This is a genomic window from Legionella septentrionalis, assembly GCF_003989745.1.
GTDB lineage: Bacteria > Pseudomonadota > Gammaproteobacteria > Legionellales > Legionellaceae > Legionella_A > Legionella_A septentrionalis.
This window is the reverse complement of the sequence record NZ_RZGS01000035.1, coordinates 1-13,446: the sequence shown is the minus strand read 5'-3', so window position 1 is coordinate 13,446 and position 13,446 is coordinate 1. Positions and strand designations below refer to the sequence as shown.

The following is a 13,446-nucleotide window of genomic DNA, read 5'->3' as shown; positions in this document are numbered from 1 at the left end:
TTATTGTATGTTCAATATCGAGTCTTCCCATTATGAATGAATCATTGAGCAAAGAAGCTATTATTCCCGTGGCATGCTACGGTGAGCGTGTCGATGCAGCCTTAGCCAAACTATTTACCGAATTTTCCCGTTCGCAGCTTACCTTGTGGTTGAAGGCAGGTAAAATCACCATTAATGGGCGTTTGTACAAACCAAAAGAAAAAATCTATGGCGGGGAAAAGGTGCTTTTACAGCTAAACGATGTGGTTAATCATTACGAAGAAGACGCCGCAGAAGCCATACCATTAGAAATAGTATTCGAAGATGACGATATTTTAATCATTAATAAACCCGCCGGGCTAGTGGTTCATCCTGGAGCCGGCAATCCTTTGCATACTTTGGTTAATGCCTTATTGCATCATGATCCCATTTTGCAGCAGCTGCCAAGGGCTGGAATTATTCATAGGCTGGATAAAGACACTACTGGATTATTAATGGTAGCAAAAAACTTGCCTGCCCATACATCGCTGATTAGGCAAATGCAAGCCAGGGAAATCCAAAGACGCTATTTGACCTTGGTGTATGGTCATGTCATCAGCGGTGGAGTATTAGAAACCTTTTACGGAAGACACCCACGCAACCGTTTAAAAATGGCGGTGTGTAATCAGGGGAAGGAAGCCATCACGGAATATACCGTTAAAAAACATTACCATCAATTTACCTTGCTTGAGGTAAGTTTGTTGACGGGCAGGACGCATCAGATCCGCGTCCATATGGCTTATATGAATCATCCGGTGGTTGGCGATCAGCTATATGGCGGGCGGGTGCGTTTCCCAGCGGATGCTACAGATGAGATGCGCCAGCTTTTACAGACCTTTAAAAGGCAAGCTTTGCATGCTTATTCTTTGTCTTTGCTGCATCCCAAGACGCAGGAATATATGAACTTTGAAGCTCCCTTACCAGAAGATTTTCAAAAATTGCTGCAGACTTTAGAGCATTATTATGGTTAATTTCTACTGCCTAAATGCTGTTGTTATTGTTATATGAATTTAATTCATCTTGTTGAGTGTCGTTATTAGATGACACTCGCCTTTGTAATGGTGAAGAAAAATGGGGAGTATCTTCCTCATCCATTATTAAAGAAGACGAAGTGCTGCTGCCAAAGCTATTATTCATCGCATGATAGGATGCGCCCAGATTGGTTTCGTTGCGAGGACGTGGAATGTGCTGTAGCTCTGCAGGACTTTCTTGCTTGAAAGGTTTGTAAGCCAAAGTAATAGCGACTGCTCCAGCGAGGAAAACAGGGAGCGCCACGATGAGTATGGGCATTAGAAAGGCTATGGGAGGAGCAATCAGTAAGCTGATTATCGGTAGCAAGGTAAATCTTATTGCAGTTTGTTTTCTTTCGTCTCTTTGGATTTGTTCTCTTGGCACGTTGTAATATTCAACGCGTTCAGGAAAATAATGATGCATTATTTTTTCAGTTATTTTGGATGCCAGGCTTAAAGTGGCTACTAAAACCAAAGGAATGTAAAGAAGGGTAAATACTAAAAAAGCAATTGCCCCTATAGCTAGCCCAACCAGGCTTGTTACAGGAAACAGCAATAAAAAACGCATTACTCCCTTCATCGTGCCCTCACAATAATGATATATTTGTTGTCATTAAGAAAAAAAATTGCATGTATTGATGCATATATTACTATATTGACCTTAAAGTTTCCTGAAGTCATAGATTATTTTATTAATTAACCATATTATACGCAGTTGCGTAAATAAATATACAATCTATGTTTCTTTTAATATAAAAACGCAGGTGATAAGTCTCAACGATAATGCTATTGACAGAGTTTCTCTCATTGTTAATATGTCAAGTTCTTGTTTTTTTAGGTGGGTGAATTGTTTTATTTAATTGCTGATTGGCCAGCGCCGCATCATATTGGTGCTGTGACAACGACGCGACATGAAGGTGAGAGCCAATTACCGTACGCCGGTAATAATATTGCCTTGCATGTAGGAGACAATTCTATGCACGTGCAGTGCAATCGCCAGGCATTGCAGCAGAGATTACGGCTTCCTGCTACTCCTGTATGGCTTGAGCAGACGCATAGTACGCGTTGTGTGGTTGTTGAGGATGAGGCCACACGAAATGCAGATGCAGCAGTCACGCGCAACAAAAATTATCCGCTGGCAATCATGACAGCCGATTGTTTGCCCGTTATTTTATGCAATCGTGAGGGAACGGAAATTGCTGCGGTTCATTGTGGCTGGCGTGGTTTGGTTGGGGGAATTCTCGAAAATACCCTTGGAAAAATGCACAGCCGCGCTGAAGATATACTGGCGTGGCTTGGCCCTGCGATTTGCTGCCAATGCTTTGAAGTGGGACGGGAGGTGTTGGAAGTTTATGCCGATCGTTACCCCTATACTCAAAATACGTTTGTGCAAAAGGGTGAAAAATGGTTGGCCAATTTAGCTAAAATGGCGGAATTAATTCTAAATGCTCAAGGCGTCAAAGCGGTTTATTCATCCAATGCCTGTACGTTTGAGCTTGAACGACATTTCTATTCTTACCGACGGCAAACACAAACTGGTAGAATGGCAACTTTAATTTGGTTTAAACAGGATACTTAATATGTTACAAAAATTTCGTTATGCCATTGCTTTGGCATGTATGCTTGCCAATTCATGGGCGCAAGCTGCAGTAGAAGTAAATCAATTGCCCACCCTGGCTCCTGTTCTTAAGAATGCTATGCCGGCCATCGTGAACGTGGCTGTACAAGGTATTATTCCAGGAAATTTACAGCCGCAAGATCAAGACGATGAAGATGATAATAACCAAGAGAGGCAAGCCGGGCCTGAAAAACCGCGGAAATTTCAAAGCATCGGCTCGGGAGTTATCATTGATCCGACTAATGGAATCATCATCACCAATGATCATGTGATACGTAATGCAACCCTTATTACTGTGACGCTCAATGATGGTCGCAGATTAAAGGCAAAACTGATTGGCGGGGACAGTGAAACCGATGTGGCCGTATTAAAAATTGATGCAAAAAATTTAAAAAGTTTGCCAATCGGCGATTCAGACAAAATTGAAGTAGGTGATTTTGTGGTTGCTATCGGCAATCCATTTGGTCTTAACAGCTTCGGTAACAGTCAATCTGCTACTTTCGGTATCGTAAGTGCCATGAAGCGCAGTGATTTAAACATCGAGGGAATTGAGAATTTTATTCAAACGGATGCAGCAATAAATCCTGGCAACTCAGGCGGTGCATTAGTGAATGCAAAAGGAGAATTAATCGGTATTAACACGGCCATTATTTCACTGTACGGCGGCAACGTTGGTATAGGCTTTGCCATTCCTATCAATATGGCAAAAGACGTAGCACAACAAATCATTAAGTATGGTTCAGTGCATCGTGGTTTGATGGGAATTTTTGTGCAGCACCTTACCCCGGAATTGGCACAAGCATTGGATTATCCGGAAGATTTTCAAGGAGCATTGATTTCTCAAGTCAATGAAAATTCACCTGCAGAAATAGCCGGTTTGCAGCCGGGGGACATCATTGTGCAAATCAATGATACCCACATTACCCAAGCCACGCAGGTTAAAACCACAATTAGCCTTTTACGCGTTGGTAGCCAGGCTAAAATTAAAATCAAACGCGGTGGTAAGGATATGACGTTTGATGTCATGGTAACGGACGTCAAGAAACATGAGCAGCAGTTGCAATCTAAGAATCCTTTCCTCTATGGGTTGGCTCTCAGGGATTTCGAGCAAGATTCTCCAATGCATGGTCATGTGCAAGGGGTGCAAGTAGTCGGTGCTTCTGAAAATAGTGCAGGTTGGCGAGCAGGCTTGCGCCCGGGTGACATCATCGTCGCAGCGAACAAGCAACCTACCGTGACGACCCGCGATTTGCAAAAAATCGCTCAACAGAAAAATAAGCAGCTTTTAGTCCAGGTGCTCAGAGGTGCAGGAGCGCTGTACATTTTGATTATATAGATATGAACTAAGTTACCTCCCCGGTTATTGTGGTATGCATTAATCGGGGAAAAGATGTGTCATAGGCATATTAAGACATCGACTGACGATTACGTAACTAAAAAATTTGAAAATACCTTTTATATAGTGCCAGCATAAGAATTCCTGCTAGGGCGCAAAAAATACTTGCTGAGAAGATTTCCAAACGAGCAGTGTTAATGAAGTGATGATCGAAGGCTAAGTTAGCGATAAAAATAGCCATTGTAAATTCTGCTCCCGGTTAAAATACTGCCACTGGCTAATCCATCGTTAATCCAAACATGAATTGGGCGAGAAAATTCAAAAGTTCCTATATAAATTCTCAAGGGAATTTTCCAAAAGGATAAGCAAGAATTTAAATTAATACATCAGTTGTTTACCAATACCTGTTCGATTTTTTAAAATTTTTATTCGGAAAAGGCATCCAGTTTGTGAATGGAGGCTTATGATAATAGCAAAAAAGACGCTGCAGGCTTTCAATTTTTATTGTGCACTATTCCTGAAGCTTAAAGTTTGCCCGCATGGATCATCAGTTCACAGACGTTTCTTATTATTAATTAAATGGCTTGAAAAATTCGTTTATATTTGGTTTCGCATTCATACGATATTGGTAAACAGCATAAAAAGAAATGACGTTTTTTAAATAGTTACGTGTTTCTTGCCAGGGAAGTGTTTCTATCCAAATATCAATTTGTTTAGGGGGATGAGTATTTAACCAGTGTACTACTTGCCTCGGACCGGCATTATAAGCTGCGGCCATCAGCAAAGGATGTTTAAATCGTTCTGCCAAGTGTTTTAGATAAGCAGTACCGATATTGATATTTTGCTGGGGAGAAAATAATTGCTGTTTATCTTGATAGGCAATTTTTCGATCTTTCGCCATCATTTTGGCAGTAGAAGGCAGGATTTGCATTAACCCATAAGCACCAGCCGGAGAAATGACGTCTTCATGAAAGGTGCTTTCCTGACGAATAATGGCATAAATAAATTCAGGTGGAATGCGGTAACTTTTTGCGTGGTATGAAATCGTATGTTGATATGCCAGGGGAAATCTTAAGGATAACTGATTATTTAATTCTTCGTTGTTACTTAAATATAACGCTTTGGCATGCCAACGTAACTCATTGGATAACCAATATATCAGAGCACTTTTGTCCGCCCGTGGTAACTCACTGACAAAATCGTTTAAGAGTCTAGATGCTTGTGCGGTTTGATTGGCTGCGTAAAGAGCCTTGATTTGTTCAAGGAAGGGTTGGTACGGCACTAAAACGCGGGTATCCATGCTCGCAGGTTCATTTAAGAAGGTAAAGTTTTTTCTAAGCCGCAAACTTGCCAGAAAGCCATAATAATTTCTGGTTTTGGCTACTTCGTTGTAGATAGGATGAGCATACTCTTGTTCACCCTGTGCTTCCAGGGAGCGGGCCAGCCAATATTGCCAGGCTGGATTGGTCTTGTTGGGAGAAAGATAAATAAGCCGTTCTACCTCTTGCCATTTTTGTTGCTTTAAAGCAAAGCGAATTTGCCAATCAAGCAATGCATCGGAATAATACTGAGGCTTTATCATGGCAAACCATTGTGGAGCATCTTCATGGTTGCGCATCGCTTTATAAATAGCTATATGGGTTAAAAAACTTTGCTTTTTCTGCTCGCTAAGCAACCGTTGTGTTTTTTCCTCGTGCCAATATGAAATTGCCAAATCCATATTGCTGGATACTAAACGCTTAAGTCCGTATAAATAGAAATCATCGTGTAACTTGCCTGCTTCCAATCGCTTAATATTTGCCGGATTCCGTTGAACTTCATCCAGAAGCTGCAATGTTTGCGGGTTTACGCTTTTGTATTGTTTAATCAAATAACGGGCTAGGGAAACATTCCTATTTTCCAGGGCAAGAACAATTCGTTGCGTGATTAGATTCTCAGCAAGCAAGTTATCTTTTAATAAAAGGGTAAACAAAGCATCACAGGCCGGAGGTTGGGAATCACCTGTTAACCATACAGGCTGAACGGCATGCAAAACCTCTTGTATCTTGTTTGCCTGATAAAGAGCAATGAGAGAGTAGCATTGCAAACTTACATCTTTGGAAGGCCGATAATAAAGTGCATAAGCGCCCCAATTTTTATCACGTGCCAATTGGTATAACCATTTTTCCCGCAATTTTTGCGCAAGAGGCGTGTTGCTCTCAATAAAAGCAATAAATTCTTGATCAGGATAGGTTGGCAGGTTTTGGCTCCATTGCTGGTAAGCTTGAAATTTTTTCATATACTCATCGCCAGAGGAAGCACAAGCTGTGGCGATTAAAAAAAAACCGGATAAAAATAAACCAATTTTATTCATGATTGCGAAGGAGGTTGTTTCATGGCAGCAATGGTTTTTGCATAATCAGTACTTTTGAATATAGCAGAGCCGGCAACAAACTGTTGTGCCCCTGCTGCTGCAAGTTGGGCGATATTGTGCACTGAGACTCCTCCGTCCACACAAATAGGCAAGTGTGGATATTCTGCATGAAGGTATTTTATTTTTTCGATTACTTCAGGAATAAGGGTTTGTCCCCCAAACCCAGGATTTACCGTCATAACCAACACAAAATCCAGACGATGCGCACACCAGCGCAGGCAATCAATCGAAGTGGCCGGATTTAATACAAGTCCTGCCTCGCACCCTGAATCTTGAGTCAACTGCAGACTGCGGTCCAAATGGAGGGTGGCATCAGGGTGGATGCTGATTCGTCTAGCGCCGGCTTTTGCGAATTGCACGATTAGCTCGTCAACAGGAATAGTCATTAGATGCACATCGAGCAAAGCTTGGGGAAAAGATTGATGGATTTGTTCGCAAAGAGATGGCCCAAAGGTTAAGTTCGGTACATAATGGTTATCCATGATATCCAAATGCAAAAAATCTGCACCGCCTGCTAGGACGGCTGCAATTTCCTCGCCGAGACGCATCATGTTGGCCGAGAGTAATGAAGGTAAAATTTGGTGCGGCATCAAATGATCTCAATTAAAGACATATTGAACCGTTAAACGATAAATTAATTGAGTGTATTTGTACACGTGAATTTAAAATATCGATTGTTTTCGTAGTCAGATAGCGGTAGTCAAGCCCAAACCACGTATAATCATCCAGGAAATAAGCAGCCCCGATTATCCCCTGCGCGGCAGGCGAACTGTTATTTTCAACGATTTTTGTGTATTGCAGTGTTTCATTATTATAATAAAAACGCATGCTGTTGTTTACGCGGGCATATCCGATGCCAGCTCCCAGATAAGGGGCGAAATCGGATGAACTGCCTGGCGTATAAAAGTCATAATAGCCATTCAGCATGATAGCCCCAGTGGTGGTACTGCCCTTTAAGCGCAAGCCAGTACTGCTCTTGGGGCTGTTGTAGCGGGTCGTACCTACGGTTATTTTTTGATACGGGTTATAATTCACCATCGGTTCAACTTCAATGCGGAATTGATCGATGCGGTAACCGATTTGCCCACCTATCGCACCAAAGCCGGAATAGGTTAACTCTCCCGTTGTGGTTGTGCCGCAACCGCTGGATGTGCTTGTTGGCGGCAAACAGGAAGAAGTCAAGTTAGTAGGGGCCAAAAACGTAATATCTGTGCTTGGTGCGTAGCTGCCGCCAATAAAAATGCCTAAATAAATTCCGGGTATAGGGTTGGCGGCGAACAGGGAAGTATTAAACAGCAACAAGCTGGCGGCGCATATTTTCAATGACGGCTTCATGACTTACATCCTTACTTATAACGGGCTTCATCGAAGCGGTAAATCACACCCACATTGGCTAAATGAGCTTGAAAGATTTTGCCTAAATCATCCACGCGCTCTGTCGCTACATAACGATAACCGATATTAAGCGCGTAGTTTTCCGCAAAGTTGTAAGTTAAACCTCCTGCCGCCTGATAGGCAAACGCACTATTTGAGGCGGTGAAGCGTGTCGGGGAAGTAGGCCCGGAACTGTTTAATTGGGCATTGATCCACGCATAGCCGATACCAATTCCTAGAAAAGGTTGTACATCATAGACAATGCCTGGAAAGTCATAAAATACGTTTGCCATGCCCAAAATTACATTATTGTAGCCGCGGACACCGACTTGCCGCACACCATTCACATTAAATTTTTTAAGCTCGGCATTAACGTAGGTAAGCTCGCCTTCGTAACGCAACGGGCTTCCTTTATAACCAAAGCTGCCCCCCACATCATATCCCGACTGGTAAATGGTATTATTGCGTACCAGGCCCGAAAATGAATTACTGACGTTATCTGGTAAATAAGCGTAACCGGCAAATACTGAACTATACCAGCCATCAATGGGAGTTGCCGCCGTTGCAAGGGTAGCCGCAAACAAGGCAGCAGAAGCAGTGATAATTCTCATAACACTCCTTGTCCATAAAAAGTTCCTCCATGTTAGCGTATTGGAATTAGTTTGCAAGGTGTAATGCTTTGATTTAATTATCTAAACTGAACTAAAACCCACATTGGCACGTACAGGTGCTTCGGTTATTATTTCCACATCAACCAAACGTTGCTTTACCGCACTATGATATAAAGGCGAGCTAAGAAGAGTCGTTAAAATCCGTTGCTTATACCCATGGTACATTTTGAGCAAATTAGGCGAAGTGTTTTCGAATAAAGTATCTTTTTTACTATCAATAACGAGGCAAGCCGATTTGGCTTCCTTAAGCAGCTGATGTTCAAAGAAGAATTTGAGAGTGAATAAATATTCTTCGGCATTCATATTTTTATTTTCCAAGCATTGCAGCAAATTTTTAACAGCAGTCTCCGGGTGTTTATTTTGTTTGAAATGCACTGTGTTTAAACAGAGCGCCCCCCTTAATTCATTCACTTGTTTTAAATTTAAAATGACGGTTTCTGAATCTTTATAATTGCCTTCGTCATTAAATAAATCAATGATTTCATAAAGTTGATCTTCTTTCTCTTGCTGGCTTGTATTACCCGCCATGGCTGCATTCATGAAGTGAAAGCGGATTTGTTTGGCTTCTTGCCGTAAGGCACGCACTTGCGCTTGCAGTTCTTTAATTTGTTGTTTTTTACCCGATACAAGAAAGTTTTGCAGATAATAATCCATACGTTGGCACTCATTTTGCAAAGTTTGGATTTGCTTATTCTTTTGTTCGGCAAGTCTAACCAAGCTTTTACTGCGTTTGAAATGAATGATTTTTTCTGTGGGGACTATTTGCAAGGCCGCATCAAAATCAGCGATACTCTCTTGGTATTTCTGGGCATAAAAATAAGAAATGCCACGCCCATAAAAAGCTCGAAAGGAAGGGGTAGGTATGTGCGAAAACAGCATATTCCAGCATTCTTCCGCCTGCTTATAATCTCCCTGTTTTTGATAGATAAATCCCAGCAGGATTAAGGCATCCTCATTTTGTTTAGGAGTAAGGGAAAGAGTTAATGCCTGTTTACAGTTTTCTTCGGCTGTTTTTAAATCGCGTAATTCAAAGCAGCATATCGCTTGCTCTAACAGGGCTTTCTTATGCACCGGATCCAAATCCAGAACGACAGCGTATTTTTCCGCTGCTTCTTTATATTGTGCCCTAGCTAATAAGGCACTTGCTGCTGATAAATTTTGCTCTATGAGCTGTTTGGCTTGTAAGCACTGTTTCTTAATGCGAAATACTTCCTGTAAGTCCAGTGAAAAGTTATGGGCGGTAGGGCCGGTATTTGCCATTTTAATCATAACCGTCAGGGGTGATAATGCAGTCAGAACAATGGGAGATATGTTATCGCAATCTTGTTCAGCCGCTTCGTAGTTTTTTAGATGGTAATAACAATCTGCCCTAACCACGATGATTTTTTTATTTTGCGGATCAAGTTCCATTACGCGAGTGCATTGCTCAATAGTCGCTTGATAATTTTTTTGTTGGTAATATTCATATGCTTTTTGGGTTAACTCATCGATGTTTTGTTTGGCATCAATACATAAATTTAGAATTGCAAGTCCTCTAAGATGATTGCTGTCCGGAAAAGATGCCAATTTTAACAAAGCAGTAATGTCGTTTTCCGCTTGTTTATAATTCTTTAAGAAAAGATATGCTTCAGCTCGTTTTAATAAAGCCGTTTGGTTATCTAATTTATCATTCAGAACATAAGTTAAATTCCGGATCGCACCTTGGTAATCTTTTCCATTTAATGCATCGATGCCGGCTTTTAAAAAGGCAGCAATATCTTTTTCAAGTGGTTGTACACAGGAAACTGTTTTTTGCTTTTTCCCATCGTTTTTATCATTGTCCCATGGACGTGAGCGCTTGAACATTAGGGTTATCTCTTGGTAAATGAGGGTTGAGGGGCATCTGTAAAGATTGTGCAATCCTGATAATTTGTCTGTTTAAACAGTGTATGCTTAAACACATGCTGGTTATAAATGTTTCTAAGCCCCATAAAAAGACTCAGCGCTTCTTGGCTTTTTTTTGCACACGAAAGTGCAATGGTTTTTAACGTATCGCCTGCTTCCTGGAAATAATTGTTGTCTATAAAAAAATTAATAATTTCTAATACATCGGCTTCGGGAAGACCTTGCCGATTTGCAACGGCATAGAGTGAGCTGACTATCTCAGTTTTTGTAATTTTATTTTGCTTGGCATCCAGTAAAATTTTAAACTTCATCCCTTGTAAATTTTCTGGATCCACCTCAAAAAGCTTTGCCAGAGCTATTTCCGCCCAAGACAAAATACATTCTTCTAGGCAAGCATTAATAATAAATAAAAGTTTACTCTTATCTTGGCCGCAAATCGGAAGAAGCGTGCCATGAAAATTTACAGATGCTTGTGGGTGTTGTGGTTGCCAAATCCATATAGAAAGAATGAAACAAGCAGCAATATTTACCGGGTCTTTTTGCAGCACTGTTTCGCAGTCTCGAAGGCTTTGTATATGGTTTTTTTTCTTCCAATAGCACTTGGCTCGATAAACCATTTCTTCGACGTTATTGGGTTGAATCGAAATGATGTGGGTACTGATTTTTATGGCCGTTTCATATAATCCATTACTATAACAATGGCTTTGTAAGGATTTTAACGCTTGGATGTATGGGGTTGTATGAGGCTTATGAGTTAATAGCGTTTCAGTTGTTTCTTGAAAGCTTTTTAAATCGTTAAGCTGCAAGCAACACAAAGCCAGGTTGTGCAACACGGCGATATTTTTAGGATCGAACTGGGTAATAAGTTTTAATTTTTCTTGTGCGGTTTGTAAGTTTTTATTTTTAAAAGCAGCTGTAGCATGTTTAGCAGCTAGAAATATCTGTTGCAATTCTGCTGCCATTTTAGGAGCCAGTTCCTGTAGGGTTAAGCAGGTAGTAAATGCATCGTGTTCTTTTCTTTGCCAAAAAAAGGATAAGCATAATTTGTAGTAAGCTTCAGCATGATTGGGATCCAGACTCACGATTTCCCTATAATAGGTTTCGGCGCTTGTATACTCTCCCTCATCATATGCAGTATTTCCTTTTTCTAAGTATTCTTCCAGTTTTTTTGCAGGTGAAACCATTGTAATATTTTTATTTTTTTCTGGCATGGCAATTTCTTTTAAATGCATTAATGATAGCAGCTGGAAATCATGTTAGAGATTTACCAGCGTTATTATTTTCTGTCATGACCACAACATCCGTTTGCGATAATGCTTTGCTTGCAAAAAAAGCCAATTGCTTGGTTTGTAAGCTCTGGTATTCTTTTTTCGCTCGCAAAAAGCAGTCAAGCTCGAGCCTGCCTTCTGGTGTATTGAAGATCTGCAATTCGCGCGCATTTATTTCCAAGTTATTGATAATGGCTTTAGCTTCAATACGGCAGCCTTGGTCAATGAAAAAAGTCAAAATGGATAAGATTTCCCGCAAATTGGTGGCAGGGTTTGCTGCTATGGCTTCCAAGGTTTTAATTGTATTTATTTTTTTAAGATGGCTCGTGGTAATAGAAGAAACGACTTGGCCCACAGAATTTTGAAAATCCACCTGGAGCAGCTTTTCTGCCATTTTGTGGGCCCAATCAAAATATTTTTCTTGCAGGAAAAAGCGGGAAGATATCATTAATACATCTTTGCTGATGGAAAGCGACAGTAAGTGGGTAAAATCCTCCCGAGCTTTTTCAAATATTTCGGCAGTTTGCGCTTTACTTTTTTTCGGCTCAGCTTTTTTTAATATTTCTTCATAAGTTTTAAGGAAAGAAAAGGTTCGATACATCAAGGCTCTTCGATTTGTATTTTGCTCTTGCAATATTAAATTACATTGCGCAATGCAATTTTGGTATTCTTTTAACTCAAAATAACATTCTGCTAAGCGTTCTTTATATTCTATTTCTTGCGGATCGGATTCGATGGCTTTTTTGCAATAGGTTAGCGCATTTGTGAATTGTTTTAATTTCAAATAAGAATCCGAGAGAAGTTCTAAAACATTAGAAAGCTGATCTTCATCTTCATCTATATTTTCCTCCTCGGTTAAAATCATTCCTTCACTGATCAATTTAAGGAGGATTAAACAGGAATCTATAATTGCAGCAAAATTCTGTTTTTCATAATTACAATAAGCCCTTCCCAGCAAAGCGTCAAAATGAATCGAGTCCAGTTTAAGAATGAAATCATAATAATGAATCGCTTGATCATAATCTTGTGCTGTAAATTTTTCGCTGGCCAATTCAAGAAAATGCTCGATGAGCGGTTCAGATATTTCCGCGTGGAATTGATAGTTCGGGTCGATGGTCAAAATTTGCAGCATGTATTGTTTGACTTGCTCGAACTCATTTTGAAGAAAAGCCAGCCGGATAAGTGTTAAATAAGATGTTACCGCCAAATGAGCTTGATTAAGGTGTAGGAAACATTCTGTTGAGCGGGAAAGTACAAACTTATTAAGTGGCTCGGCAAAGAGCACAAGCGCATACCATCGCACGGCAACGCTAAAATTCTTGCGGCTAAATGCTTCCTCCGCCAAGGTTAGGCATTCTTTTGCGGAAAAGGGCGTCTGTGGATAGTGAGTATGGGTTCTTGTTGCTGCGTGCAGGATTTGAATGGTGTTTGAGTTGGAGAATTCACCTGGTTTACCTTCCGACTCATTTTGTTTGCGATGCTCGTTCATTGCAATTCCCTAGCTTATTCATATGAAAGGGAAAATAATATACAGAGCGACTGATTATATTGCAACCAAATAGTGGGTGATTCTATTCATCAGCGGTTAGTATTAGAAGCACGCCATGAGCACTTAGCATAGCTCATGTTTACAATAATTTTTCAAAAAAAGAAGACAGTATTTTTCGTGTATGAGCCAGCCTGCCGATGCTTCTTAGAGTATAGGATTTCCAATAAAACAATAAAATAATCAGTTAGGCAACGTCCCTAAAGTTTTTTAGACAAGATTTCATCTTAAATTGAGCACAAATTTTTCTATTTCACTTCGATCTACCCCCTCTCCCGCGATAGGAGCTTTGATAGTATGATGATGCC

The 13,446-nt window shown here is 40.6% G+C and carries 12 protein-coding genes; 3 read left to right on the top strand and 9 right to left on the bottom strand.

Annotated features, from left to right (window positions below; translation table 11 throughout):
• The first annotated feature begins 32 nt into the window (after positions 1-32).
• Positions 33-989: a 23S rRNA pseudouridine(1911/1915/1917) synthase RluD gene (gene rluD / locus ELY11_RS10180; protein WP_126954942.1), complete on the top strand. Its 957-nt coding sequence runs from the start codon at positions 33-35 to the stop codon at positions 987-989.
• A 10-nt stretch (positions 990-999) separates the two neighbouring features.
• Here rluD and ELY11_RS10175 read toward each other — a convergent pair whose 3' ends face one another.
• Positions 1,000-1,608, bottom strand: coding sequence for a hypothetical protein (locus ELY11_RS10175; RefSeq protein WP_126954943.1), 609 nt, complete (start codon positions 1,606-1,608; stop codon positions 1,000-1,002).
• 267 nt (positions 1,609-1,875) lie between these two features.
• On the opposite strand from ELY11_RS10175, the gene pgeF reads away from it, so the two are divergent.
• Both pgeF and ELY11_RS10165 read left to right on the top strand, forming a co-directional pair.
• Positions 1,876-2,607, top strand: coding sequence for a peptidoglycan editing factor PgeF (gene pgeF / locus ELY11_RS10170; protein WP_126954944.1), 732 nt, complete (start codon positions 1,876-1,878; stop codon positions 2,605-2,607).
• 40 nt (positions 2,608-2,647) lie between these two features.
• The gene (locus tag ELY11_RS10165; protein ID WP_371923172.1) at positions 2,648-3,982 is read left to right on the top strand and encodes a Do family serine endopeptidase; all 1,335 of its coding nucleotides are present in this window, start codon (positions 2,648-2,650) and stop codon (positions 3,980-3,982) included.
• Positions 3,983-4,079: 97 nt separating this feature from the next.
• Here ELY11_RS10165 and ELY11_RS12825 read toward each other — a convergent pair whose 3' ends face one another.
• The 8 genes from ELY11_RS12825 to ELY11_RS10125 form a co-directional block, all read right to left on the bottom strand.
• Positions 4,080-4,223, bottom strand: coding sequence for a Na+/H+ antiporter NhaA (locus tag ELY11_RS12825; RefSeq protein ID WP_126954946.1), 144 nt, complete (start codon positions 4,221-4,223; stop codon positions 4,080-4,082).
• A gap of 330 nt (positions 4,224-4,553) precedes the next feature.
• Complete coding sequence (locus ELY11_RS10155) at positions 4,554-6,335, bottom strand: transglycosylase SLT domain-containing protein (RefSeq protein ID WP_127033374.1); 1,782 nt, start codon at positions 6,333-6,335, stop codon at positions 4,554-4,556.
• Entirely contained in the window at positions 6,332-6,985 is a 654-nt protein-coding gene (gene rpe, locus ELY11_RS10150) for a ribulose-phosphate 3-epimerase (RefSeq protein ID WP_126954948.1), read from the bottom strand. Before rpe ends, ELY11_RS10155 begins: the two co-directional genes overlap by 4 nt.
• A gap of 13 nt (positions 6,986-6,998) precedes the next feature.
• A complete protein-coding gene (locus tag ELY11_RS10145) occupies positions 6,999-7,730 on the bottom strand; it encodes an outer membrane protein (protein ID WP_126954949.1) in 732 nt (243 codons plus the stop codon).
• 11 nt (positions 7,731-7,741) lie between these two features.
• Positions 7,742-8,380: an outer membrane protein gene (locus ELY11_RS10140; RefSeq protein ID WP_126954950.1), complete on the bottom strand. Its 639-nt coding sequence runs from the start codon at positions 8,378-8,380 to the stop codon at positions 7,742-7,744.
• Between the two features lie 81 nt (positions 8,381-8,461).
• Entirely contained in the window at positions 8,462-10,285 is a 1,824-nt protein-coding gene (locus ELY11_RS10135) for a tetratricopeptide repeat protein (RefSeq protein ID WP_127033372.1), read from the bottom strand.
• Positions 10,286-10,290: 5 nt separating this feature from the next.
• Entirely contained in the window at positions 10,291-11,556 is a 1,266-nt protein-coding gene (locus tag ELY11_RS10130; RefSeq protein ID WP_127033370.1) for a tetratricopeptide repeat protein, read from the bottom strand.
• A 19-nt stretch (positions 11,557-11,575) separates the two neighbouring features.
• Entirely contained in the window at positions 11,576-13,081 is a 1,506-nt protein-coding gene (locus ELY11_RS10125; RefSeq protein ID WP_127033368.1) for a tetratricopeptide repeat protein, read from the bottom strand.
• Positions 13,082-13,446 lie beyond the last annotated feature (365 nt).